This is a genomic window from Bradyrhizobium sp. USDA 4461, assembly GCF_054055655.1.
Window position 1 is genome coordinate 3,085,467 of the sequence record NZ_JBSRXM010000001.1, and the last position, 24,018, is coordinate 3,109,484.

Consider the following 24,018-nt stretch of genomic DNA (forward strand, 5'->3'; position numbering starts at 1 on the left):
ATAGGCGGACATAAGAGGACCATGCCCTGACGGCGCAAGGAGATCGCCCATGACCACCGCTGCCCACATCGACCGCGTCACGCTGTATTACTCGCCGCAGAGCCGCGCCACCGGCACCCGCGTGCTGCTCGAGGAGCTCGGCGCGCCCTACGATCTGCATATCCTCAACATGAAGGCGGCCGAGCAGCGCAAGGCCGCCTATCTCGCCATCAATCCGCTCGGCAAGGTGCCGGCGATCCGCCATGGCGACGAGCTGGTCACCGAGCAGGTCGCGATCTTCATCTATCTCGCCGATCTGTTTCCGCAGGCCGGCCTGACGCCGGCGTTGAACGATCCGCGCCGCGGCCCCTATCTGCGCTGGATCGCCTATTACGGCTCCTCGTTCGAGCCCGCGGTGATCGACCATTTCATGAAGCGCGAACCGGCGCCGATCACCCAGTCGCCCTATGCCGATTACGACACCATGCTGGGCGCGCTGGAAGCACAGCTGGCCAAGGGGCCCTATCTGCTTGGCGATCAGGTCACGGCGGCCGACATCCTCTGGGGCATCGCGCTGTCCTGGACCATGATGTTCGGCATCGTGCCCAAACGGGATGTCTTCGTCCGCTACGTCGAGCGCATCACCGCGCGCCCGGCGTTCCAGCGCATCACGGCCGCCGACCAGGACATGGCGGCGGCGCATGCCGCGGCGGCCGGCCTATGATACGATCGGCTATGGTCAAGGAACTCCACACCACCAACGTCGTCAACACCTTCGTCCGTGTCGCGGAGGATTGCCCCGCGCGCGTCGGCGAGGAGCCGCGGCCCCATGGCGGCAAGCCGACAGTGGGCACGCTGCAATACGCCATGCTTGCCGGCGCGCCCTACAAATACACCTCCGACGATGTGGTGTTCGCGACCTCGGCGGCGGGCCGCGCGCTCGGTGCGAAGGCGACGAAGAAAGAACGCAGCGCGGCCCGCGAGGCGTTCTTCTCGAAAGGCCAGGCCTGCATGCGCGCCTCGCCGCTCGGCAAACGCTTCGGCTGGGGCGTTCACGCCGACGCCGAAGGCCGCATCGCCATCGTCGCCGTCGACAGCAAGCGCTACCAGGCGCTCGCCGCGGACCCCGACATCGCGCAGACCCGCGCAATGCGGAGCAAGCGGGTGTGAGGGGATTCAGCGAGCGATCGTGCCGAATAGCACACCGCCAGCCCCGTCATCCTGAGGAGCGCGTAGCGCGTCTCGAAGGATGCACGGCCACAGTGGGGCCGTCGACCCTTCGAGACGCCGCTCCGCGGCTCCTCAGGGTGACGGTAGTTGGAGCGCGGCCGACCTAAAACCGCGGCGGCCGCTTTTCGGCGAACGCCTTGATGCCTTCCTTGATCTCGTCGCCGCGCATGCTGTGGCGGTGGCGCTGGTCGGCGGCGGCGGCGTCGAGTTCGCCGCGGGCGAATTCGTTGATCGCGCGCTTCATGCCGGCCATCGCCTTCGGTGCATTGCCGGCCAGGATCGTTGCCAGCCTGTCGACCTCTTCGTCGAGCACGTCGGGGGGCACCATCGCGGTGAGATAGCCGATCCGCAGCATCTCCGGCGCCGAGATCTTCTGCGCGGTCAGGAACAGCATCTTGGCGTTGTCGACGCCGAGTCGCGTGACATAGCGCTGGATGCCGCTCTTGTAATAGTGCAGCCCGAGCCGCGCCGCCGGCATGAACATCTCGGCGGTGTCGACGCCGACGCGGAAGTCGCAGGCCAGCGCCAAATCGGTCGAGCCGCCATAGACGCCGCCATTGAGCCGGCAGATCGTCGGCACGCTCAAATCCTCGAGGCGGTTGACCACGACCTCGAACGCCGAGCCCGCGCTCTGCTGCTCGTTCGCGCTCACCGCGCGCTCGGCCACCGAGTTGAGGTCGTAGCCGGCTGAGAACGCGCGGCCGGTTCCGGTCAATACCAGCACGCGGATCGCGGGATCGGCCTCGATCGCGTCGAACAGTTTCAACAGCTCGCCGAGATCCTCGGCCTGCAGGCGGTTGAGGTGCTTCGGCCGGTTGAGGCGGATCGTGGCGCGCGCGCCTGATTTTTCGAGCACGGGTCCGCTGGCGGTGTCGGCCGCGTCAGCCATCTTGGTCTCCATCATTGATTCTCGCGTTCCCGCCGCTTCGCCTCGGCGTCGATGGTCTCGGCGAGATCGGGGTGTCTTGCCATCAACAGGCGGAAATCGACCAGGTCAAGCACCAGCAGCCGGGTCACCTTGCTGGTCGAGACGCTGGCGCCGCGCTTGGCGTTGCCGAGCAGTGCCATCTCGCCGAAGAACGCGCCTTCGCCGAGCTTCACCTTGCGCCCGGGCAGGTCGACCTCGACCTCGCCGGCGGCGACGAAGTACATGCAGTCGCCATTGGTGTCCTTGCGGATGATCATGGTGCGCGGCGGCAGGTCCATGGTCCGCAGCATCTGGGTGACGTCGGCGATCGCGGCCGGGCCGAGATGCGCGAAGAACGGCACCTTGCTGACCGTCTCCCAGGTTTTCAGGAAATTGTCGCGGCGGGTCTCGTTGGCAAAGCCGGTCGCCAGGATACCGGTCCACAGCCCGAACACGCCGAGGCCCGAGATCATCACCATGGCGGCGACCACGCGGCCAAGCGGGGTGATCGGCACCACGTCGCCATAGCCGGTCGTGGTCAACGTCACCACCGCCCACCACAACGCCGCCGGCACGCTGCCGAAAGTCTGCGGCTGCACGTCCCGCTCCAGATAGTACTCGGCGACGGAGGCCAGGAACACCACCATCAGGAAGATCACCAGCACGCTGAGCAGCGGCCCTGACTCCACCACCAGCACCCGGCGGAGCTGGCGCAGGCCGGGAATGCCCGGCACCACCTTCAGCACCCAGAGCACGCCGAGCAGCCATGCGGTTTTCGGTTCGAGGCCGGCGAGCAGCGCCAGCGGCACCGCCAGCGCGCCGATCGCATCGACGATGCCGGCGCTGGACAGCTGATAGAACCAGAGCTTGTCCTGCCGCCGCATGTGGCGCAGCCGCACCAGCCACTCGAACACGAAATAGGCAAGGCAAGTCCACAGCAGCGCATCGACCCAGTGCGGGACCGCGTCATAGGCCGGCGCGACCGTCAGCAGCGTCATCATGGCGACGCCGACCGTGACCGCGACATAGGCCGCCCTGGTCATGTTGCGGCCGGCGGTGGCGGAAACGAAGCGCGTCAAGGCCGGAAGGACGAGCGGCTTGGACATCAATACGGGGCTTGCCTGTCGATGAACTGCTGGAATGGAGGCTCTGCGCGTGGCGGAGCCGCAGTCACAAACTGCCTCTCCCGGCCGAGGCCGTCAACGCGCAGGCTGTGGCGGCACCCATTCAGCGGCCGGTCCGTTCATTGGACGAATGGCCTAAATGGCCTAACCATGTTGGCTCGATTTTGCGTCCGCGAATGTGAGAAATCAGACAAATCGTCGCTTTTTCCCCGTATATCAGGGATGCTGACGAACGCGATAGCTATGCGACCCGGGCGGGCAACCCCGAGCAAGGCAGCCTGAGCAGGCAACCTGAGCAGGAATGAAGCGACTAATAAGACGATCTTATTCACTTCTTGAGAATTGGCTGGTTTCCGATGGATACCTCACATCTCGCGCAGCACGCCGGCGCCGCCGGCAGTTTTTTCGCATCGATCTTCGTGGTCGCCACGCTGTCGATGCGCACCATGATCCCGTTGCGCGTGTTCGCCATCCTGACCAACATCATCCTGATCGCGACCGCGGTCCCGACCCATAATTACGCGACGCTGATCCTGCATGCCGTGCTGCTGCCGGTGAACACCTATCGTCTGCACCAGATGCTGCAGCTGGTCCGCAACGTGAAGAAATCGGTCAACAGCGATCTGTCGATGGATTGGCTGAGGCCGTTCACGACGGAACGCAAAGTCGCGGCGGGCGAAGTCCTGTTCTACAAGGACGAGAAGGCCGACAGCATGTTCTACATCGTCAGCGGCCGCTTCCGCCTGGTCGAGTCCGGCATCGAGCTGCCGGTCGGCGCCCTGGTCGGCGAGTTCGGCATGCTGTCGCCGTCGAACACCCGAACCCAGACGCTGGAGTGCGTCGAGACCGGCATGATACTGTCGGTGACCTATGACCAGGTCGAGCAGCTCTACGTCCAGAACCCGGCGTTCGGCTTCTACTTCCTGCGTCTGGCCAGCGCCCGCCTGTTCGAGAATATCGCGACGCTCGAGCAGCGGCTCGCGCAGCACGCCAGCCCACAGGTCGCGGAGCCCAAACCTGCATGAGCCCGGTGACGAGTTCTGGAGGCGCCGCAGTGCCGGATGACGACAGCCTGCTGGCTTCGCTTCGTTACCTGTTCGCCGATATTATCGGCGACGAGGACGAGGGGCCGCCGGTGCTGCCCGAAGCCTGCCCGGACCACCTCGGGCCCGCGGTCACCGAGGCCATCCACCAGTTGATCGCCTATCAGAGCACGAGCTACGCCCAGCTCTATATCGACCGGCTCAAGCGCTTCGTCGGCCGCCGCGGCGTCGACGATGCGCTGCTGGCCGACATCGCGCGGCTGATGGCCGAGCGGATGGCCTATGAGGACGCGATCCGCATCGCGCAGCTCAAGCTCGGCGAAGTCCACGCGGCGGGCGGTCCTGTGGCGCGCTCGGCCGACGACGTCAAGAAGCTGCGCCTCGACGAGTTGATCGACGCCTTGCCGGCAATGGTCGCCGATCCGATTCTTGCCGTGCTCGATCAGTTCGGCTGGCGCCGCCGCCGGGTCTCGATCCGCTTCAGCGCCAACAACCGCTTCAGCATTCGCCGGCTCAGGATCGAGGCGGGGCTGAAGCGCTGGCGGCTGTTCTCGGGCCGCTACGCCAAGGAGCGGGTCTGGGTGGAGCGCTGGCTGCACATGATCGACCGCAGCCTGACCAAGCAGCCGAGCGCAGCTTCGGCCGTCGCAGAGACCGCAACCATGATCCGGGGCTACGGCGATCCCTATCGTCAGGGCATCGCGGACTGGCACGTGATCATCGACGGGCTGGTCAAGCCGACCTTCGACGGCGTGCTGGCGCTGCCCGATCTGGCCGCCGCCATCACCGAAGCCCGGGCCGCCATCATGCCGGATCCGCGGCAGGCCGCGCTGAAGCGCAAGATCGCCGAGATCCGCGCCCGCGTGCCGGCAAATCCATCACCGTCACCCTAGCGTCAGCCCATCCACGTCATTGCGAGAAGCGAAGCGACGAAGCAATCCATGCCGCGACTTGCGGCGCCATGGGTTGCTTCGCTTCGCTCGCAATGACGGTGAAAAATTCATCACCGTCACCCTGAGGAGGCCGCGCAGCGGCCGTCTCGAAGGGTCGACGGCCCGACTGGTGGCCGATTCATCCTTCGAGACGCGCTACGCGCTCCTCAGGATGACGGGTCTGGCGACGTTACGCGCTGCTTTTCGAACTCGGCCTACCGCTTCATGTGCGGCGGCTCGTCGTAGCCGTGGCGGCTGGAATAGAACAGCAGGCCCATCAGGCCGATGCAGACCGCGGCCAGAACCGCAACTCCGATCGTGAACAGGACGACGCCATAGGTGGGGATCGGAGCGTCTACCGTGAGTCCTTCATAGGCGTAGGCGCCGACGGCGGCGAGAAGCACCAGCAGGCCGATGCTGATTGCGATGCGCATGCAAAGCTGCCTTTGCTACGGGCCAGGAGAAGGGCAGGTTGCAGCAGGGCAGGTTGCGCTTATCCCGCCGCAGCGGTGACCTTGGTCAACGCCTGCTGTCCGGCTTCGATGAGCTCGGAGAGCGTCGTCCTGCCGCTCTTGGCACACTTGATGATGTATCGGGCAACGCGCCGGCGGGTGCCATGTTCCTCGCCGTGCAGCGCGCCGGCGCAGACCTGGTCGAGCGCGAAGTTCATCGCAGCGAGCGTACGTGAATCAAATCGTTCCTCGATCATCGCAGCTCTCCCTTCGCGGCTCTTTCGACTCGCGGCTATTTGCGGAGCGTCAGCGAATCGCTGACCTCCATTGTCGCCTCGGTCTGTCGGACCTTCTTCATCAGCGCTTCGCGTTCCCGCCCCGGCGGCAGCTTGCGTGCTGCAATGCGCGAATCCTCGGCAAATTTCTGCAGGCGGTCTTCGAACGATCCGGGAGGCCGTGACCTGTTGCGCTTGTTCTTGATCATGCCGCCTCCGAGCCGGAACCAGTGATACTAGGCATGTTCCCGGAGGCCGTCGTTAACCCATGACATCGGCCCATGCGAAATCGACGTCAGGACCGCAGGAACGATCTCGTGCGCCATGCGTAAGACCCACGTGTTCGCTGCTTTGCTCCCCGAAAGGCGGTGGACCACTCTGGTGACGGGCCTCGGCGAATTTCGTCGCCGGGGCCCGCATACCTTCAGGGAGGTCAGACGTGGCGCATTCCAATCACGGCATCATCAAGGACGACAAAGGCCAGGAACAGCCTGCTGACAAGCCGCGCGCACAAACCGCGCAGAAGACCGACAAGCGAAAGCCGCAGACGCGCGAAGCGACGCGGGATCCGAAATTGAACGACGCCGACAAGACGCCGGGCTCGGGCATGTCATCAGACGATGGCGGCGAGCCGCCGACGGGCTGAATGGCCTTCGCTGTGCAGCAGCCGCGGCAAATGCGACAGGAACGATGATCCCTGCGCCATCGTTGGCCCCGACGGATATTTCGGTGGTCGATGGAGAACTGATATGGTGACGGACGAGAGGGAGCTCGGAAACCTGATTGGCAGCGACAAGGTCGAGGGTACCGCAGTCTATGGATCGGACGAGCGCAAGATCGGTTCGATCGAGCGCGTGATGATCGACAAGAAGAGCGGTCGGGTATCCTATGCGGTGCTCGGTTTCGGTGGCATCCTCGGGCTCGGCAACGACCATTATCCGCTGCCCTGGCAAGCGCTCAAATATGACACCAGGCTGGGCGGCTATGTCACCGGCGTGACCGAGAGTCAGCTGCGCGGCGCGCCGAAATACGGCAGCGAGCGGGACTGGAATTGGGCCGATATCGGCACCACACGCGCCGTAAATGACTATTACGGCGTGCCGTTTGTCTGAACGGCGATACCCCGAAGGCACTGCGCTTCGGCCGAATTAGCCGAGTTGTACGACGCTTGAAGACGTAACCGTTACGTCGTTAAGCGTCTGTACACTAGTGAACACACGTCAATAGCTGTGCAATGTAACATACGTTATTGAAAGCGGCCCGGCAGTTACCCGATTAAGCATGCGGGGAGATCAATGTCGTTGGCGTCGCTAGTCCGGAAATTGGAGCACTTTGTACGGCTTTCGCCGGTAGACCATGTCATTCTCAATCGCGCGTCGACCGAGCGTGTGCGGCATTTTGGTCCGCGCGTCGATATCGTCCGCGAAGGCGAGAAGCCGAAGGATGTTCATTTGATCCTGTCGGGCTGGGCCTACCGCTACAAGCAGCTCGAGGACGGCAGGCGCCAAGTGGTGTCGTTCTTCCTGCCCGGCGATATCTGCGATGTGAACATCTTCATCCTGCGCGAGATGGATCATTCGATCGGGACCATCACCGCGGTGTCGATCGCGGATCTCTCGCGCGAATTCTTCGATAAGGTCGCGGCCGGCCATCCGCGTATCGTCACCGCATTCTGGTGGGAGACCCTGGTCAACGCGGCGATCCAGCGCGAATGGACCATGAGCCTCGGCCAGCGCACGGCGCTGGAGCGGATGGCCCATCTGCTCTGCGAGATCTGGCTTCGTCTGCGCCTCGCCGGCCTGACCCAGGGCGACAGCTGCGACTTCCCGCTGACCCAGAGCGATCTCGCCGACGCGACCGGCCTCTCCAAGGTCCACGTCAACCGTACGCTGCAGGAGCTGCGCGCCGGCGGCTTGATCGTGCTCAAGGGAAAGACGCTCGCCGTCCCCAATCTCGACCGGCTGATGCGCGCCGGCCTGTTCAATCCGAACTACCTGCATATGGATCACGAGGGACGGCAGCTCGACGCCGGCGTGACGCCGCCGGATGCGGCGGCGGGCTGACGGGCCGCGTCGCGAGAGCGCGGATGTACACTGGCCGCGCCACACATGCGATGTCGTCCCTGCGAAAGAAGGGGACCCATAACCACCAACGCTGATTACTGCGCGACGCTGGAACGACGAGTCACGTTCACAACTTCCGCCGCGGCGTATGGGTCCCTGCTTTCGCAGGGACGACAGCTCTATACGCAGCGCAACCAGGGGCCGCGCCTCACCCGTTCGCGGTCTTCACCACCACGAGATTGTCGTCCGCCGTCGCCGGGTGGCGCTTGAGGTGATCGCGGCGCAGCGCGATCTCGTCGCGGACGAGTTCGTAGCCGAGCTTGAACGTGTCCATCCCGTCGCCGGAAACGGTGCCGTCGCGCAGGCCGATCACCGCGCCGCGCAGGATCGCCTCGAGTTCGTCCTGCAATTGGTCGAGATCCTCGGCACAGGTGGTGTGCTCGACGCGCTCGCCGATGTCGAGGATCCGGGTCGCCAGCTCGCTGGCCTTCTCCGGCGCGACGCGGGTGATCTTGGTGTAGACCGCGGCGAAGATCGAACCGATGATGCTGAGCGCGGCGGCGCCGAGATACATCACGTCGCTGTAGCGATCCATGAATGATTTGGTGTCGTCGTTGATGTATTCGGCGGCGCCCTGATGGGCGACGATGAAGGCGTCCTTGTCGGTCGCCGCCGGCTCGATCTTGGAGGCGAAGCCGTCGTCGAGCGCGAGTTCGGACTTGTTCTCGTAGACAATGCGGGCGAGCTCGGCGGCCGTCGTCGTGGACATCGAGGATTGCGCCACCAGCAGCCATTCCAGCCCGATGGTGTCGACGTCGTCATCGGGTATCGCCGGCGAGGACGACAGCATGCCGGTCGAGACGGTTTCCTCCGATATTGCCGGATATTTGCGCGCCAGCGCCTTGGCGGAATCGATCGCGTTCAGCGTAAAGCTGCCGGAGCGCTTGGCATATTGCTCGTAGGTCTTGTCCTTCACGATCTTCGAGGCATGCTCGATCGCGACGACGGCGCCAAAGCCCGAAGCGAACAGCTTGTCGAACGGCGTGTTCGGCGGTGCCTGCTGGACCCGCTGCGCCGCTTCCGCGCTGTCGGAAATCTCGAGCGCGCTGCGGACGAAATTCACGCTGTTCTCGCCGTCGCCGACCACCGCGACCCGCTTCTTCTTGAGCTCGGACAGTGACTTGATCTTCTTGCCGCCGGGGCTCAGCACCAGCACCACGTCATGTTCGAGGATCGCGATGGCACGGGCGCGCGGCGGCACCCTTGCATCGGTGCGCAGCACGGCAAGTGCGGCGTCGCGGCGATCGAATTGCGCCAGCGCCTTGGCGTTGTCGGGATTTGGCGCGATCTTCAGCCGCAGCCGCGACGAGTTGGTCTTCAGCACGGCCGCGAGCTTGGCGGCGAACCTGGCCTCCGGACCGCCGGCGTCGCCGACCGCGACCACCAGCGTTTCCGAATTGCGCAGCCAGAGCCGGCCGCCGACCACGGTGACCGCGCTCAACAGCAGCGTCAGCAGGGTGAAGACGATGATCTGCGCGCGGTTGCTCTTGGCGGCCGGCGGGCGTGTCGGCGTTGGCGCAGGCGAGGGGGCTTCGGCACTCATGGCAGATTACCTGGCTCATCACCCGTCCGGGCCACCCGCAACCGGATCGGCGCTGCCCGGTGAATCGGTAAATGACTATAAAAGAACGAAAATTTCCTGCATGGTCGACGATATACCTCCCCGGCAGGAATGCAAACCGGCCGGCTGCCGTAACCTTGACTGCGGCCGATCTGCGCCGCGATGCGACATGACCATCGCCACTATCGATGGCTGAAGGCGGATGTGATTTTCGAGCCAGCCGCAGGTGCATTCCGTCGCCGGAGATGTCATAAATGAGACACGCATCGGTTTGCGCAATTGTGCTGACGGCCTGACCCGGATTTCTTGCAATCACATTCATCGAAGGTAAAGGGCGTCAGCTTGTTGTTTCCTGCCATGTCATCGTCGGTGTCGGTTGGTGCGCTGATGGGATGGATGTTGCTTCTCACCGCGAAGCACATCATCGCCGACTTCATGCTGCAGAACGCCTGGATGGCGATCGGCAAGGACCAGAAGACCGGCTGGGCCATGCCGCTGCTGGCGCATTGCCTGGTCCATCTCGCGGTCGCGCTGGCGCTGATCCTGGTGGTGGCGCCGCGGTTCTGGTACGTCGCGTTCGTCGACTTCGTGATCCACATCATCGTCGATCGCTGCAAGGGATACTGCGCCTCGCATTTCGGCGTGACGCTGGAGTCCGGCCATCCCTGGTTCTGGACCCTGATCGGGGTCGACCAGGCGCTGCACCATCTCACCGGCTTCGCACTGTCGATCTACATGGCGGCGAACTGAGCGGCTGACGGACGGCCTTTCCTTCATTTCGAGCAATCGACCATCCGCCTGCGGCGGGCGGATGTGATTCGCGTGCAACGGGCAAGCCGCTCCGGAGACGACCGGGAGCCGTGGTTAACCTTTCGTTAGAGGATTGCGCGGCATCTTCCCGATCGAGGGGGATTTGCAAATGTTTTCAAGCCGCGACGCCTTTGAGAACGATGCCTGCCCGGTTGCGGACGACCTGCTCGGCCAGATGTACCGCGCCAATCCGAACGGGCTTTCGCTGCTGGTTGCCAATGTCGCGCCCGACGTCAGGGCGAGGCTGGCGCTGTTCTGCTATCGCCGCAGCCACCTGCACGCACTCGCACTCGCGATCGCGTCGAGCTGCAGCGAATGGGAGCTGGTCAATTCCGGCGGCCGTGTCGGGTCGACGCTGTACGCGCTGTCGCGCGAGCCGGCTCGCGCAGCGACCGTGTCGCATGGCGGCCGCAAGCCGATCACGCTGTCGACTAAGCCGCTGTCGAGCTTCGCGCCCGTTGTCGATGACGAGCTCGACGACGAAGACGTCACCGACAGGGTGACAGCCTAAAGCGCGCGATCAAATCGGCTGCGCGCTCGGGATGAGCGGCAGCCCATGCCGGCGCCGCGCCATCGCGCATTCCGCGTCGCCCGGCTGGCAGGTCCGGCACACCTCCGGCCGCACCGCATAGACCACGCAGCGCGTTGCCTCTCCGATCTTCCCCGACAGCGCCGAGCAGCGGTCGCCGTCGCAGCGCATCCCCGATTGTCGTGCATTGACGTATTGCGCCGGGATCAGATCGAGCTGCGCATCGTCCTCGATCGTGAAGCGCGGCCAGTTCTCCGAATAGCTGCAGCAGGCGCCGCAGGACTGGCACGGGCTATCGCCCGCCGCATCGATTGCGTCGCCGGCCATCAGGTGTCCTTATCAGGTATCTTTGGGTGCTTCCCACACCAGGCTGCGCCGCCAGCGTGCCCTGAGCAGGTCGCGCCGCTCCGGATATTTCTCGTCGTGATACACCGCGGTGACCACGCGGTCGGTGCGGAAGCTGCGGAAATCCTTGCGCAGCTCGCACCAGGCGGCGAGCAGCCGCACCGCCTCGTGATAGCCGACCGCGATCGGCCAGATGGTGCGCTCGCTATCGCGGCCATGCTCGTCGCGATAGTTCAGCGTGATTTTCTTGCCCTCGTGGATCTGGCTGCGGGTCCGGACCATGTCGATGCGGTCGGGCTCCCGGTTCCAGGCGGAGCGGGCGCGGCTTGCGGGCTCCAGCACGAACGGCCGCAGGCGATCCGGCACCGTCTCGGCGATCTTGGCCATCAGATCCTCGGCCGCCCGCGCCAGCGCGGGATCGGCGTGGCCGACCACCCATTGCGCGCCGAGCACGCAGGCCTCGATCTCGTCCGGTGTCAGCATCAAGGGCGGCAGGTCGAAGCCCTTCTCCAAAATATAGCCCATGCCGGCTTCGCCGCGGATCGGCACCCGCTGCTCGATCAGGCTGGCGATGTCGCGGTAGATGGTCCGCTTCGAGGTCTCGAGCTCGGCTGCGATCGCATCCGCGGTCAATGGTTTGCGGGTGCGGCGGAGCACCTGGATGATCTGAAACAGCCGGTCGGCGCGTCGCATGGCAATTCTCTCGGCAGTTCTCTCGGCAACTCTCTGGATCGCTCTCTTGACGAGTGTCTTGACGGATCTTGGGGTGTCTCGACCTGTCGCCTTTTTCGCGTCCCCTGTCACTGCTGCTGACAGCATGTTGGCAGCAGGTGGGGGCTATATCAGGACAACACCTCAAGTGAAGGGAATTTGTCCATGACGAATCTTGATGAACTCGGTTTCCGGCAGGCGCAGAGCTTCGCGCTGGAACAAATGGTCACGGTCTACTCCACCTCCGGCGACCTGCGCTGGGCCCTGGTCGCGCTGATCGCACAGTCGATCGGCACCGCCTGGTCCTACGGGCGGGCACGGCTGGTCAAGCGGGTTCGCGAGGCGGTTCGCCGCCTCGCACCGGTCGGCCCGCTCGACAGTGAATGCCACTGCTGCTGACACCATGCTGGCAGCAGGGGGCGGCTAGCTTCAATTCACGTCCACAGGCGATCGGGAGCTTCATATGATTGCGCTTTTTGGCTTTGGCACGGGCTTCGGTCTGCCGGAAATCAGCCCCTTCGTGACCAAGACCGAGGTCCAGCTCAAGATGGCCGGCCTTGCCTACACCAAGGAAAAGGCGATGCCGCCGGCCTCTCCCAAGGGCCAGCTGCCGTTCATCACCGATGACGGCGAGACGATCGCCGATTCGACCTTCATCCGCGCCCATATCGAGGGCAAATACGGCTTCGATTTCGATGCGCCGCTGAGCCTGCAGGCGCGCGCCCAGGCCTGGGCGTTTGAGCGCATGATCGAGCATCACGTCTACTGGGCGCTGGTCGGCGCGCGCTGGGTCGACGACACCAATTTCGCCAAGGGGCCGGCGCATTTCTTCGACGGCGCGCCCGATCATCTGCGCGACAAGATGCGCGAGGACGCCCAGTTTCGCGTTGCCGAGAATTATCTCTTGAGCGGGCTTGGCCGCCACGGCCCCGACGAGGATGTCGATCTCGCGCTTCGTTCGCTGTTTGCGCTGTCGGTGCAGCTCGGCGACAAGCCCTATCTGATGGGCAATGCCCCCTGCGGCACGGACGCCACCGCGTTCGGCGCGCTGGCGGGAATCCTGACGCCGTTCTTCGATTCGCCGCTGCGCGAGCGCACCGAGAAGTTCGACAATCTCACCGCCTATGTCGGGCGGATGATGCAGCAATATTATCCGGAGTTCGCCTGGGCGCCGTTGCAGCAACAGGCCGCTTAGACCGGCGTAGCGGGCGCGCCCTTCATTGCGGCGAGCTCCGCCTCGAGCTCGGCGATGTGCTGGTCGCGCGAGGCGAGGGCTTGCGCGACGTCGGCGGCGTCGAACTTCTGCGGAATATGCTGCGGACAATTCGTGTCCCACGCCGCGACCGTGAACAGGATCACCTGCTCGGGCCGCGCGCGATAGCCTTGCGGCATCAGCGAACGCGTCAGCGCCGGATCGTCCTCGACGACGCGCGCCTCGCCCCAGATCTTCACGCGTTGCCGGTACGCGTAGTTCATCACGAAGATATAGGCCTTCGGGTTCTCCGAGAGATTGCCCTGGGTGATGAACTGCCGGTTGCCGCTGTAATCGGCGAACGCGATGGTGTGCTTGTCGAGCACCTTGATGAAGCCCTTCGGCCCGCCGCGATGCTGGATGTAGGGCTGTCCTTCCGCCGAGGCGGTGGCGAGATAGAAGCTGTTGGTGTTGGCGAGGAAGGCTGCGAGGTTCTCGTCGATCTCGGTCTGCCAGCCGCCACGCGCCTCGACCTCGGCATAGCTTGCGCGCGAGCCCTTGCGGGCCTGGACATCCTTCACCGCCGGGGTGAACCCGACGTCGCTCGAAGAGCTGCGAACCTCTGACATCTGAGCCTCCCGCGATGGGCGGCAAAGCGGCCGTCCTCGGATCTCAAGATGGATATTTCCGGATCGCAAGCAATCTTGTGAATTGACACTTCACTGTTGCCGATTATGCAATAGTGCCATGGACCGGATCGACGCCATGCAGGCCTTCGTCGCGGTGGCGGACCTCGAGGGGTTTGCCCCCGCCGCGCGCAAGCTCGGCCGGCCTGTCGCCCTCTGCAATCACCCGGCTGATCGCGGCGCTGGAGGAGCGGCTTGGCGCGCGGCTGCTGCAACGGACCACGCGGCAGGTCACCCTGACCGATGCCGGCTCGCGCTATCTGGAGCGGGCGCGGCGGATTCTCGCCGACGTCGAGGAGGCCGAGGACGCGGTCGAGAGCGAGCGCACCCGCCCCGAAGGCCGCCTGGTGATCTCGGCGCCGTTCGGCTTCGGGCGGCTGCATGTCAGCCCGGTCGTGTCCGCCTATCTGAAACGCTACCCCGATGTCGGCGTTGATCTGCGGCTATCGGATCGCCGGATCAACCTCGTCGAGGACGGCGTCGACCTCGCGGTCAGGCTCGGGCACCTGCCTGACTCGACGCTGGTGGCGCGGCATGTCGGCCAGATGCGCCGGATCGTGGTGGCCTCGGCCGGCTATCTCAAGCTCCGTGGCGAGCCGAAACGGCCGTCGGACCTCGCCAACCATGACACCATCCAGTTCGGCGCCGTGACGGCCGTGCCGGATTGGCGCTTCGTGGAAGATGGCCAGGAGATCCGGATTACGCCGACGCCGCGCTTCACCAGCAACAGCTCGGATGCCGCCATCCAGTTCGTCGAGCAGGACGGCGGGCTGACCCGGGTGATGGCCTATCAGGCCGCCGAATCGCTGAAAGCCAAGCGGGTCCGAATCGTGCTGGCCGCGTTCGAGCAGCCGCCGGTGCCGATCCATGTCGTCTACCCGACGTCACGGCTGCTGTCGGCCAAGGTGCGGACCTTCATCGATCTCGTCACCGAGATCACCGACTGGCATTTCAGATAGCTTCCCGCGAAAGCGCCTAGCTTACCGGCGGCTTCTTCGGCACTACGCGGAAGGTGCCGCTGGCGCGCGCGATCGTCACGCCGTCGGCCTTGATCAGGGTTTGGGCGAAGCAGATCGTGCTGCCGGTCTTGATCACGTCGCTCTCGATTGAAAGCCACTGCCCGACATTGGCGGAGCCGACGAAATCGACCGTCAGCGAGATCGTCACATACGAGGTGGTCCAGCCGGTGGCCTGGCCGCAGCTATAGCCCATCGCTTTGTCGGCGAGCGCTGCGATCAGCCCGCCATGGATCAGGCCGCGGCCGTTGGTGTGCGGCCTTGCCAGGCGCAAACCGATGACGACGGACCGCTCGGTCGTCTTCTGTTACAGCGGCTCCCAGGGTTCGGTCAGCGGGCTCTTGCGGAACAGCGGCTCGAAGCCTTGCGGGACGTCCTGGGGAATGTCGGGGGCGACTTGCGTCTCGGTGGTCATGTGAGTCTCGCTTATGACGTTGGGTTGACGCCATTGAACGCGATGTCGATGACGGTTTCACCGCCTACAAAGTTTTAAACGGGATTTGCGTGGGCGTTTGAATGCGGCCCGGGCCTGTCGCCACGTCTTCAGCTGTCATCGCACGCGAAAGCGGGCGATCCAGTATTCCAGAGACTTCGGCTGGATCCGAGAAGCCTCGGCGTACTGGATACCCCGCCTACGCGGGGTATGACGACCGAGATTGCGGAGAGAATGCTGCCCGACAAAAGCATCCGCGAGCCCGCCTAAAACGGCAGCCCCACATAGTTCTCCGACAGCGAGGTCGACGCCGCCTTGGAGCTGACGAGGTAGTCGAGCTCGGCGATCTGGATGCGCGCGGCGAAGTCGCCCTCGTTGGGGAATTTGTGCAGCATCGAGGTCATCCACCAGGAGAAGCGCACCGCCTTCCAGACCCGCGCCAGCGCCTTGGCCGAGTAGCCGTCGATCCCGGCCGAGGATTTCTCGTCGTAATATTCGCGCAGCGCCTGCGACAGATAATGCACGTCGCTGGCGGCGAGGTTGAGGCCCTTGGCGCCGGTCGGCGGCACGATGTGCGAGGCGTCGCCGGCCAGGAACATGCGGCCGAACCGCATCGGTTCGGCGACGAAGCTGCGCAGCGGCGCGATGCTCTTTTCGATCGAGGGGCCGGTGACGATCTCGTCGGCCGCCTTCTGGTCGAGGCGCCGCTTCAACTCGTCCCAGAACCGCTCGTCCGACCATTGGTCGACCTGATCGTCGAGCGGGCACTGCACATAGTAGCGGCTGCGGTGGCTCGAACGCATCGTGCACAGCGCAAAGCCGCGCGCGTGGTTGTTGTAGATCAGTTCCGGCGAGACCGGCGGCGTCTCCGAGAGGATGCCGAGCCAGCCGAACGGATACACCCGCTCGTAGCTGGTGATCGCCGAGGCCGGCACGCTGGCGCGGCTTATGCCGTGGAAACCGTCACAGCCGGCGATGAAATCGCAGGCGATGTCGTGGCTGACGCCGTCCTTGACATAAGTGACACGCGGATGATCGGTGTCGAAATCATGCGGCTTGACGTCGGCGGCCGAGTAGATCGTGGTCAGGCCGGCGGCCTTGCGGGCGTTCATCAGGTCGAGCGTGACCTCGGTTTGACCGTAGATGGTCACGGTCTTGCCGGTCGAGCCATGCAGGTCAATGCGGTGCCGCGCACCGCCGAATGCCAGCTCCAGGCCATGATGGACCAGGCCCTCCTGGTGCAGCCGCGCCGCCGCGCCGACGCTCTCGAGCAGCGACACCGTGCCTTCCTCGAGCAGCCCGGCACGAATCCGCCCCAGCACGTAGTCCGGGGTCTGCCGTTCCAGAATGACGTTGTCTACGCCGAAAGTATGAAGTAGTTGCCCAAGCAACAGTCCGGCCGGACCTGCGCCTATGATTGCTACTTTTGTCCGCAATACCTCGTCCTCCCGATCGGATAGGCTTTATCCGGGCGCCCGCTCAGGGGCGAGCGCCGTCAACTTGCCAAGGCAACTATATCATATAACAGTTTTGGCAAGGCGGATTTGCGCGGCAAAGGTCCTTCGCCGCAGCGCAAGATGGAGCAGGGGCGGGTGCGACGCAGCGTCCACCACGCGGATTTCGTCTTGAAAACGTCCGCGAATTAGATAACATGTTAAGTAATGAGACCGGGCACGAAGCCCGCGGTCCTGGAGAGGAGGAGACGTGATGAGGAAGAGTTTGCTGGCGCTGCTGATGGCAGCCGCCATCGTGCCGGCCGCGGGCCCTGCCATTGGACCTGCCTTGGCGCAGGACAAGACCGTCAATCTCAAAGTGTCGCTGTGGGTGCCGCCGGCGCATCCGCTGGTGCCGGCAACGCAGGCCTGGGCCGCCGACATCGAGAAGGCGTCGGGCGGCACCATCAAGGTCACCGTGTTTCCCTCCGAGCAGCTCGGCAAGGCGTTCGACCATTACGACATGGCGCGCGACGGCATCGCCGACGTCACCTACGTCAATCCCGGCTATCAGCCCGGCCGCTTCCCGATCGCCGCCGCCGGCCAGCTTCCGTTCACCTTCTCCGACGGCAAGAAGGGCACGCTGGCGCTGAACGAGTGGTATCACAAATATGCGCCGACCGAGATGAAGGACACCAAGCTGTGCTTCGCCTTCATCCACGATCCGGGCGCGCTGCACGGGAAGAAGAAGATCGTGCTGCCGAGCGACCTCTCCGGCGTCAAGGTGCGGCCCGCGCAGAGCACGATCGGCGAGATGGTCAAGATGTTCGGCGGCACCAACGTGCAGGCCTCCGCGCCGGAATCGCGCGACGCAATCGAGCGCGGCGTCGCCGATGAGATCACCTTCCCCTGGGGTTCGATCTTCCTGTTCGGCATCGACAAGGTGGTGAAGTACCACATGGACGTGCCGCTCTATACGACCGTATTCACCTACAACATGAACCTCGCCAAATACAATGCGATGTCGGACGCCCAGAAGAAGGTGATCGACGATCACTGCTCGCCGGAATGGGCCTCCAAGGTCACCGATCCCTGGACCGATTTCGAAGCCAACGGCCGCACCAAGATGAAGGCGCTGCAAGGCCATGAAGTCTATCCGCTGACGGCGGATCAGCTCGCCGAGTGGAAGAAGGCGGTCAAGCCGCTGCACGACAGCTGGGCCGAGGCGGTGAAGAAAGCCGGCGGCGACGCCGAGAAGATCGATGCCGATCTGCAGGCCACGCTGAAGAAATACGAGGCGGGAATTTGATCTCGCTCCCCTTCACCTCTCCCCGCTTGCGGGGAGAGGTCGGATCGCATCGCCAGATGCGATCCGGGTGAGGGGTACAGATCTCACCGCATTCACTATTCGTGGAAGCAGCCCCTCACCCCAACCCTCTCCCCGCAAGAGCGGGGGCGAGGGAGCCAATCGAAGCCGCGCATGACGCAATCTTCCGAAGTCACCCAAGACGGCGCGATCACCGGGCCTCCCGAACCGGTGCGCAAGAATGTCATGGACCGCTTCATCGATTCGATCGAATGGGTGGCGGCCTTCTTCGTCGGCGTCGTCGCGCTCAACACCTTCACCGCGGTGTTCATGCGCAAGTTCTTCGCGGTGACGATCCCCGACTACTATAATGTCGGCCAGTTCCTGCTCGGCATCCTGATCTTCTGGGGCATCGCGGCGACCAGCTATCGCGGCACCCACATCACGGTGGACCTGGTCTGGGCCAACGCCTCGCCGCGTTATCAGCGCTGGATCGACATCTTCGCGACGCTGGTGCTGCTGTTTGTCGTGTCGGTGCAGACCTACACGCTGGTCGACAAGGTGATCGACACCAAGAACAGCCACATCGTCACCATGGATCTCGGCGTGCCGGTGTGGCCTTTCTTCCTGGTGTCTTGGATCGGCGACGTTTCGGCCGTGCTGCTGATCGCGATCCGCACCTACCGCCTGATCTTCCATCCGGAAGATATCCACGATGCCAAGATCAAGACCGCGGAGTAGACGGCCATGAGTCTCGACCTCAGTCCCGAGGCCGTCGCCGTCATCGGCTTCGTCAGCCTGTTCGTGCTGATGCTGCTGCGTGTCCCCGTCGGCATGGCGATGGGCCTCGTCGGCATCACCGGCTTTGGCTACCTCACCGGCTTTGCGCCGGCGCTGAAGCTGGTCGGCCAGACCACGATGCGCACGGTGACGGACTATTCCTTCGGCGTGATCCCGATGTTCCTGCTGATGGGCGCCTTCGTGTCCGTCTCGGGCATCAGCCGCGAGCTGTTCCGCGCCGCCAATACCTTTGTCGGCCACTGGAAGGGCGGGCTCGGCATCGCGACGATCGCGGCCTGCGGCGGCTTCGCCGCGATCTCGGGTTCCTCGGTCGCCACCGCCGCGACCTTCTCGGCGGTGGCCTATCCCGAGATGCGCCGCTTCGGCTATCCGCAATCCTTCTCGACCGGCGTGATCGCGGTCGGCGGCACGCTGGGCGCGATGCTGCCGCCGTCCACGGTACTCGCGGTCTACGGCATCATCACCCAGCAGGACATCGGCAAGCTGTTCATCGCCGGCGTGGTGCCGGGCCTGCTCGCGATCCTGATGCACATGATCACGATCGGCATCATCGGCGTGACCCGGCCGGGCTTCCTGCCGGCGGGCAAGAAGGCATCGTGGGGCGAGCGCGCAATGGCGATGCGCGACGTCTGGTCGCCGTTGCTCCTGTTCCTGTTCGTGATCGGCGGGCTCTATGGCGGCTTCTTCGTCCCGACCGAAGCCGGCGCGGTCGGCGCGGTCGGCGCCTTCATCATCGGCATCATCAGGGGCAAGCTGAGCAAGGACGGCATCCTGCAATCGCTGCTGCAGGCGACGCGCACCGCGGCTGCCGTATTCACCGTGCTGATCGGCGCGCTCTGCTTCGGCTATTTCCTCACCATCACCCAGACGCCGCAGCACGTCACCGAATTCCTCACCGGGCTCGGGATCGGGCCCTATGGCGTGCTGGCGCTGATCCTCCTGATGTATCTGGTGCTCGGCTGCCTGATGGACGCGATGGCGATGGTGATCCTCACCGTGCCGATCGTGTTTCCGGTGGTGACCGCGCTCGGCTTCGACCCGATCTGGTTCGGCATCATCATCGTCATGACGGTCGAACTCGGCCTGATCCATCCGCCCGTCGGCATGAACGTGTTCGTGATCAAGAGCGTGATCAAGGACGTCAACATGTCGACCATCTTCGTCGGCGTGCTGCCGTTCGTGATCACCGACCTGATCCGGCTGGTGATCCTGATCCTGTTCCCGCTGCTCGCGACCTGGCTGCCGCAGCGCATGATAGGTTAAATCCATGATACCCACGCTTCAGACCAAATACGTCTTCACCATCACAGCCCGCATCGCGGACGTGACGTCCGCCGGCGACATCGGCACCGGCATCCGCCGCATCATTCCGATCATCGGCGGCGAGGTGACGGGCGAGGGGATCAACGGCAAGGTGCTGCCCTTCGGTGCCGACTTCCAGATCATCCGGCCCAACGAGCTGATCGAGCTGGAGGCAAAATATGCCTTCGAGACCGACGACGGCGCCGTCGTCTATGTCGAGAACAAGGGCATCCGGTTCGGGCCGGTCGAACTGTTGCAGAAGCTCAAGCGCGGCGAGCCGGTCGACCCGAAGCTGATCTACTTCCGCACCGTGCCGAAATTCGAGACCGGAGCGGAAAGATACCGCTGGCTGATGCAGCACATCTTCGTCGCCTCCGCCGCCCGCCACGCCGACCGCGTCGTGATCGACGTGCATCAGGTGCTTTGAGCGGTGGTGCGACAAATTAACCCGACGGGCAAAATTCCGCTTCGCGTTTCACCCAACTCAGATGTTCAATATGTCCGTCTCACCCGATCGAGGGGCGTTGCGCACGTCACGAACGCGCGGTGGGATGCGGTGGACGCTGCTTGCGCACTGACGACGTGCACAATGTAGCGGACGGCGAAGTCGTGCAGACCTGACGCCCTAGCGGCAGGTGTCTCCCGCGAGATGCGAAAGCGTTTCGCAGTGACGGTGACAAACAAGCCCAGTCTCACCGGGGCGAGCACGTATAAGCCGTAAAACCATCGCGCAGGGAAAGCCGGGTTGTTTCCGGTTACACCTGTGGTCCTACCTCCCGCGTTTTTATTACGCGGGACCCATGGGTGCGATCGGCACCCGGCTTTCCCTGCGCCCTCTGATTTCAGAGCGGCGAAACGACAAGCAAAGCTCGGACGATTCATGTCGCGAGAATGCCGACGTGTGCGCAAGTCCATCCCCGTCACCCTGAGGAGCCGCGAAGCGGCGTCTCGAAGGGTCGACGGCTACCAGCCGGGCCGTGCATCCTTCGAGGCTCGCTCCGCTCGCACCTCCAGCGACAAAGGCGTCGCCTTTGTCGCTGGAGGCCCACTTGCGTGTGCACCTCGGGACGGGCTCGACACTCGTGCGTGCCCGTATTGACTCTCCCGCCAATCGTTATAAAACATAACTATTCTAACCAGGAAACAATAACCATGGGAAACGCTGCCGACGCGGGTGACGCCACGCTGCTCAGGATCGAGACGCGAGGGGCGGTGCTGACGGTCGGGCTCAACCGGCCCGCCAAGCGCAATGCGCTGAACGACGGCATCATCCTGGCGCTGCGGGACTGCTTTTCCGCGATATCGGACGACATCGGCGCCGTCGTCATCCATGGCATCGGCGATCATTTCTCGTCCGGCCTCGATCTCTCCGAATTGACCGAGCGCGACGCCACCGAGGGGCTGGTGCACTCCCAGATGTGGCACCGCGTGTTCGACCGCATCCAGTATTGCCGCGTGCCTGTCATCGCGGCGCTGAAGGGCGCGGTGATCGGCGGCGGGCTGGAGCTGGCCTGCGCCGCGCATATCCGGGTCGCCGAGCCGTCGGCCTATTTCGCGCTGCCCGAGGGCCAGCGCGGCATCTTCGTCGGCGGCGGCGGATCGGTACGGCTGCCGCGCCTGATCGGCGTGCCCCGGATGGCGGACATGATGCTGACCGGCCGGGTCTATTCGGCGACCGAGGGCGCCGCCTACGGCTTCTCGCAATATCTCACCGAGGCGGGCGGCGCGCTGCCGAAGGCGCTGGAGCTTGCCGAGCGCGTCGCCGCCAACGCGCCGCTGACCAATTTTGCCGTGTTGCAGGCGCTGCCGATGATCGCCGAGGCCAATCCGCAGACCGGCCTCCTGATGGAATCGCTGATGGCGACGGTGGCGCAGAGCGACAAGGAAGCCAAGCAGCGGATCCGCGCGTTCCTGGATCGCAAGACCGCCAAGGTGAAGCCGACATGAATGCCACGTCGCCTGCGTCCACTGCGAGCGCGCATCCGCTGCGCCCGATCTCGTTCGGCAATCCCGACGTCACCGTCGAGCGCCGCGACGACGGCACGATCTATCTTCGCCCAAAACTCAAGCTCGCCGATTTTCCCGTTCGCCTGACCGATCGCCTGCACCACTGGGCGAAGGCTGAGCCGAACCGCGTGTTCATGGCCGAGCGTGCTGCCGGCGGCGGCTGGCGGCAGATCACCTACGCGCAATTGCTTGAGGCCGCCAGGAGCATCGCCTCCGCGCTGATCGCGCGCGGATTGTCGGCCGAGCGACCGATCGTGATCCTGTCGGGCAATTCGATCGATCACGCGCTGGTCGCGCTCGGTGCGCTCTATGCCGGCGTTCCGTTCTGCCCGGTGTCGCCGGCCTATTCGCTGGTGTCGCGCGACTACGGCAAGCTCGGCTTTGTCATCAAGCTTTTGACGCCCGGCCTCGTCTTCGTCGACGATGCCGACAAGTTTTCCGACGCCTTACTCGCCAATGTCGGACCCGACGTCGAGATCGCGGCAAGCCGCGGCGCTGTCGCCGGCCGCGACGTCACGCGGCTCGCGGGCCTGATGGCAACGCCGGAAGATCCGCGCCTCGATGCGACCAACGCGGCGATCGGCCCGGACACAATTGCGAAGTTCCTGCTGACCTCGGGGTCGACCGGCAATCCCAAGGCCGTGATCAATACCCAGCGCATGATCTGCGCCAACCAGGTGATGCTGCGCGAGACGCTGGCGTTCCTGAAGGACGAGCCGCCTGTGATCGTCGACTGGCTGCCGTGGAATCACACCTTCGGCGGCAACCACAATGTCGGGCTGACGCTCTATAACGGCGGCTCGATGTATCTCGACGAGGGCAAGCCGATGCCCGGCGGCATCGAGGAGACCGTGCGAAACCTGCGCGAGATCTCGCCGACGGTCTATTTCAACGTGCCCAAGGGCTATGAATCACTGCTGCCCTATCTCCGCGACGACGCGGCCCTGCGGGCAAGGTTTTTCCACCGGCTGCATGCGATGTTCTTCTCCGGCGCCGCGCTGTCGCCGTTCGTCTGGAACAGCCTCGATGCGCTCGCCGTGCAGGAGAAGGGCTATCGGGTGCCGATGCTGACCGGCCTCGGCGCCACCGAGACCTCGCCGTTCTTCATGTCGGTGCGGCCCGACACCAGCCGGTCCGGCCATGTCGGGCTGCCGGTGTCGGGCAACGAGGCGAAGCTCGTGCCGAACAACGGCAAGCTCGAGGTACGCGCCAAAGGCCCGAACGTGACGCCGGGTTATTGGCGGCAGCCCGAGCTGACGGCCAAGGCGTTCGACGAGGAGGGCTTCTACAAGTTCGGCGACGCGCTGAAGCCGGCCAATCCCGGCGACCTCGATGCCGGCTTCGATTTCGACGGCCGCATCGCCGAGGACTTCAAGCTGGCGAGCGGCACCTGGGTCAGCGTCGGGCCGTTGCGGGCCCGCTTCGTCGGGACCTGCGCGCCGCTGGTGCGCGACGTCGTGATCGCAGGCCTCAACCGCGACGAACTGGCTGCGATCGTGATCCTCGATCTCGATGGCTGCCGCCTGATCAATCCGGCGCTTGCCTCGGGCGACATCGCGGCCGCGGCCAATGATCCGCTGGTGCGTGCCGCCTTCCGCGAACGTTTCGCGCGGGTCCTCGCCGGCGCCACCGGCTCGTCGACCCGGATCGCGCGGGCGATCCTGCTCGACACGCCGCTGTCGATCGATCGCGGCGAGGTCACCGACAAGGGCTCGATCAACCAGCGCGCCGTGCTGGAGCATCGTACCGACATCATCGAAGCGCTCTACGCGCCGGTGCCGCCGGCATCGGTGATCACGCTCATCTGACTCTCGAAGAGGA

At 64.6% G+C, this 24,018-nt stretch carries 27 protein-coding genes and 2 pseudogenes; 18 read left to right on the forward strand and 11 right to left on the reverse strand.

Translation table 11 applies throughout. The annotated features are described in order from the left end of the window. The first annotated feature begins 49 nt into the window (after positions 1-49). A complete protein-coding gene (locus tag ACVINW_RS14350; protein ID WP_456751898.1) occupies positions 50-703 on the forward strand; it encodes a glutathione S-transferase family protein in 654 nt (217 codons plus the stop codon). An 11-nt stretch (positions 704-714) separates the two neighbouring features. Continuing rightward, positions 715-1,149: a DUF6157 family protein gene (locus ACVINW_RS14355; RefSeq protein WP_456751899.1), complete on the forward strand. Its 435-nt coding sequence runs from the start codon at positions 715-717 to the stop codon at positions 1,147-1,149. 163 nt (positions 1,150-1,312) lie between these two features. Here the strand turns inward: ACVINW_RS14355 and ACVINW_RS14360 are convergent, their stop codons facing one another. Continuing rightward, positions 1,313-2,098, reverse strand: a complete 786-nt coding sequence (locus ACVINW_RS14360) for an enoyl-CoA hydratase/isomerase family protein (protein WP_456751900.1) — start codon at positions 2,096-2,098, stop codon at positions 1,313-1,315. 11 nt (positions 2,099-2,109) lie between these two features. After that, a complete protein-coding gene (locus ACVINW_RS14365; protein WP_456751901.1) occupies positions 2,110-3,222 on the reverse strand; it encodes a cyclic nucleotide-gated ion channel in 1,113 nt (370 codons plus the stop codon). A 374-nt stretch (positions 3,223-3,596) separates the two neighbouring features. Between ACVINW_RS14365 and ACVINW_RS14370 the strand changes: the two genes are divergently transcribed. Further along, the gene (locus ACVINW_RS14370; RefSeq protein ID WP_456751902.1) at positions 3,597-4,265 is read left to right on the forward strand and encodes a Crp/Fnr family transcriptional regulator; all 669 of its coding nucleotides are present in this window, start codon (positions 3,597-3,599) and stop codon (positions 4,263-4,265) included. Next, on the forward strand, positions 4,262-5,176 hold the full coding sequence (locus ACVINW_RS14375; protein ID WP_456751903.1) for a DUF6537 domain-containing protein: 915 nt from the start codon (positions 4,262-4,264) through the stop codon (positions 5,174-5,176). Before ACVINW_RS14370 ends, ACVINW_RS14375 begins: the two co-directional genes overlap by 4 nt. A 254-nt stretch (positions 5,177-5,430) precedes the next feature. Here ACVINW_RS14375 and ACVINW_RS14380 read toward each other — a convergent pair whose 3' ends face one another. From ACVINW_RS14380 to ACVINW_RS14390, 3 genes are read right to left on the reverse strand one after another with little or no spacing between them, the layout of a single operon-like run. Continuing rightward, the gene (locus ACVINW_RS14380; RefSeq protein WP_456751904.1) at positions 5,431-5,649 is read right to left on the reverse strand and encodes a hypothetical protein; all 219 of its coding nucleotides are present in this window, start codon (positions 5,647-5,649) and stop codon (positions 5,431-5,433) included. Positions 5,650-5,708: 59 nt separating this feature from the next. Then, positions 5,709-5,924 (reverse strand): hypothetical protein, encoded by a 216-nt coding sequence (locus tag ACVINW_RS14385; RefSeq protein ID WP_456751905.1) that lies wholly within the window; start codon positions 5,922-5,924, stop codon positions 5,709-5,711. A 35-nt stretch (positions 5,925-5,959) separates the two neighbouring features. Continuing rightward, positions 5,960-6,151 (reverse strand): hypothetical protein, encoded by a 192-nt coding sequence (locus ACVINW_RS14390; protein WP_456751906.1) that lies wholly within the window; start codon positions 6,149-6,151, stop codon positions 5,960-5,962. 230 nt (positions 6,152-6,381) lie between these two features. Between ACVINW_RS14390 and ACVINW_RS14395 the strand changes: the two genes are divergently transcribed. The 3 genes from ACVINW_RS14395 (at position 6,382) to ACVINW_RS14405 (ending at position 8,005) form a co-directional block, all read left to right on the forward strand. Then, a complete protein-coding gene (locus tag ACVINW_RS14395) occupies positions 6,382-6,588 on the forward strand; it encodes a hypothetical protein (protein ID WP_456751907.1) in 207 nt (68 codons plus the stop codon). A gap of 103 nt (positions 6,589-6,691) precedes the next feature. Next, on the forward strand, positions 6,692-7,054 hold the full coding sequence (locus ACVINW_RS14400; protein WP_456751908.1) for a PRC-barrel domain-containing protein: 363 nt from the start codon (positions 6,692-6,694) through the stop codon (positions 7,052-7,054). A gap of 189 nt (positions 7,055-7,243) precedes the next feature. Beyond that, a complete protein-coding gene (locus ACVINW_RS14405) occupies positions 7,244-8,005 on the forward strand; it encodes a Crp/Fnr family transcriptional regulator (protein ID WP_456751909.1) in 762 nt (253 codons plus the stop codon). Between the two features lie 208 nt (positions 8,006-8,213). Here the strand turns inward: ACVINW_RS14405 and ACVINW_RS14410 are convergent, their stop codons facing one another. Then, complete coding sequence (locus tag ACVINW_RS14410) at positions 8,214-9,608, reverse strand: TAXI family TRAP transporter solute-binding subunit (protein ID WP_456751910.1); 1,395 nt, start codon at positions 9,606-9,608, stop codon at positions 8,214-8,216. Between the two features lie 414 nt (positions 9,609-10,022). Between ACVINW_RS14410 and ACVINW_RS14415 the strand changes: the two genes are divergently transcribed. Beyond that, positions 10,023-10,376: a DUF3307 domain-containing protein gene (locus ACVINW_RS14415; protein ID WP_208764108.1), complete on the forward strand. Its 354-nt coding sequence runs from the start codon at positions 10,023-10,025 to the stop codon at positions 10,374-10,376. A 169-nt stretch (positions 10,377-10,545) separates the two neighbouring features. Continuing rightward, complete coding sequence (locus ACVINW_RS14420; RefSeq protein ID WP_456751911.1) at positions 10,546-10,947, forward strand: hypothetical protein; 402 nt, start codon at positions 10,546-10,548, stop codon at positions 10,945-10,947. A gap of 9 nt (positions 10,948-10,956) precedes the next feature. On the opposite strand, the gene ACVINW_RS14425 is transcribed toward ACVINW_RS14420, so the two are convergent. Next, entirely contained in the window at positions 10,957-11,292 is a 336-nt protein-coding gene (locus ACVINW_RS14425) for a YkgJ family cysteine cluster protein (protein WP_456751912.1), read from the reverse strand. Positions 11,293-11,304: 12 nt separating this feature from the next. Then, positions 11,305-12,003 (reverse strand): helix-turn-helix transcriptional regulator, encoded by a 699-nt coding sequence (locus ACVINW_RS14430; RefSeq protein ID WP_456751913.1) that lies wholly within the window; start codon positions 12,001-12,003, stop codon positions 11,305-11,307. A gap of 183 nt (positions 12,004-12,186) precedes the next feature. On the opposite strand from ACVINW_RS14430, the gene ACVINW_RS14435 reads away from it, so the two are divergent. After that, a complete protein-coding gene (locus tag ACVINW_RS14435; RefSeq protein ID WP_456751914.1) occupies positions 12,187-12,420 on the forward strand; it encodes a hypothetical protein in 234 nt (77 codons plus the stop codon). Between the two features lie 64 nt (positions 12,421-12,484). Continuing rightward, a complete protein-coding gene (locus tag ACVINW_RS14440; RefSeq protein ID WP_456751915.1) occupies positions 12,485-13,216 on the forward strand; it encodes a glutathione S-transferase family protein in 732 nt (243 codons plus the stop codon). Here ACVINW_RS14440 and ACVINW_RS14445 read toward each other — a convergent pair. After that, the gene (locus ACVINW_RS14445; RefSeq protein WP_456751916.1) at positions 13,213-13,842 is read right to left on the reverse strand and encodes a pyridoxamine 5'-phosphate oxidase family protein; all 630 of its coding nucleotides are present in this window, start codon (positions 13,840-13,842) and stop codon (positions 13,213-13,215) included. The two genes, ACVINW_RS14440 and ACVINW_RS14445, sit on opposite strands and share 4 nt — an antisense overlap. Before the next feature lie 118 nt (positions 13,843-13,960). Between ACVINW_RS14445 and ACVINW_RS14450 the strand changes: the two are divergent. Next, positions 13,961-14,858 (forward strand): annotated as a pseudogene (locus ACVINW_RS14450) (LysR family transcriptional regulator). 16 nt (positions 14,859-14,874) lie between these two features. Here the strand turns inward: ACVINW_RS14450 and ACVINW_RS14455 are convergent. Then, positions 14,875-15,330, reverse strand: a pseudogene (locus ACVINW_RS14455) (PaaI family thioesterase). Between the two features lie 284 nt (positions 15,331-15,614). Further along, positions 15,615-16,784 (reverse strand): 4-hydroxybenzoate 3-monooxygenase, encoded by a 1,170-nt coding sequence (pobA, locus tag ACVINW_RS14460; RefSeq protein WP_456751917.1) that lies wholly within the window; start codon positions 16,782-16,784, stop codon positions 15,615-15,617. Positions 16,785-17,055: 271 nt separating this feature from the next. Between pobA and ACVINW_RS14465 the strand changes: the two genes are divergently transcribed. From ACVINW_RS14465 to ACVINW_RS14490, 6 genes are all read left to right on the forward strand, one after another. Beyond that, positions 17,056-18,090: a TRAP transporter substrate-binding protein gene (locus ACVINW_RS14465; protein WP_456751918.1), complete on the forward strand. Its 1,035-nt coding sequence runs from the start codon at positions 17,056-17,058 to the stop codon at positions 18,088-18,090. A 228-nt stretch (positions 18,091-18,318) separates the two neighbouring features. Beyond that, on the forward strand, positions 18,319-18,828 hold the full coding sequence (locus ACVINW_RS14470) for a TRAP transporter small permease (protein WP_456756397.1): 510 nt from the start codon (positions 18,319-18,321) through the stop codon (positions 18,826-18,828). Between the two features lie 6 nt (positions 18,829-18,834). After that, a complete protein-coding gene (locus ACVINW_RS14475) occupies positions 18,835-20,151 on the forward strand; it encodes a TRAP transporter large permease (protein WP_456751919.1) in 1,317 nt (438 codons plus the stop codon). 4 nt (positions 20,152-20,155) lie between these two features. After that, positions 20,156-20,617 (forward strand): DUF3237 domain-containing protein, encoded by a 462-nt coding sequence (locus ACVINW_RS14480; RefSeq protein ID WP_456751920.1) that lies wholly within the window; start codon positions 20,156-20,158, stop codon positions 20,615-20,617. 725 nt (positions 20,618-21,342) lie between these two features. Further along, positions 21,343-22,137, forward strand: a complete 795-nt coding sequence (locus tag ACVINW_RS14485) for a crotonase/enoyl-CoA hydratase family protein (protein ID WP_456751921.1) — start codon at positions 21,343-21,345, stop codon at positions 22,135-22,137. After that, positions 22,134-24,005, forward strand: a complete 1,872-nt coding sequence (locus ACVINW_RS14490) for a feruloyl-CoA synthase (protein WP_456751922.1) — start codon at positions 22,134-22,136, stop codon at positions 24,003-24,005. The genes ACVINW_RS14485 and ACVINW_RS14490 overlap by 4 nt, the downstream gene beginning before the upstream one ends. The last annotated feature ends 13 nt before the right edge of the window (positions 24,006-24,018 follow it).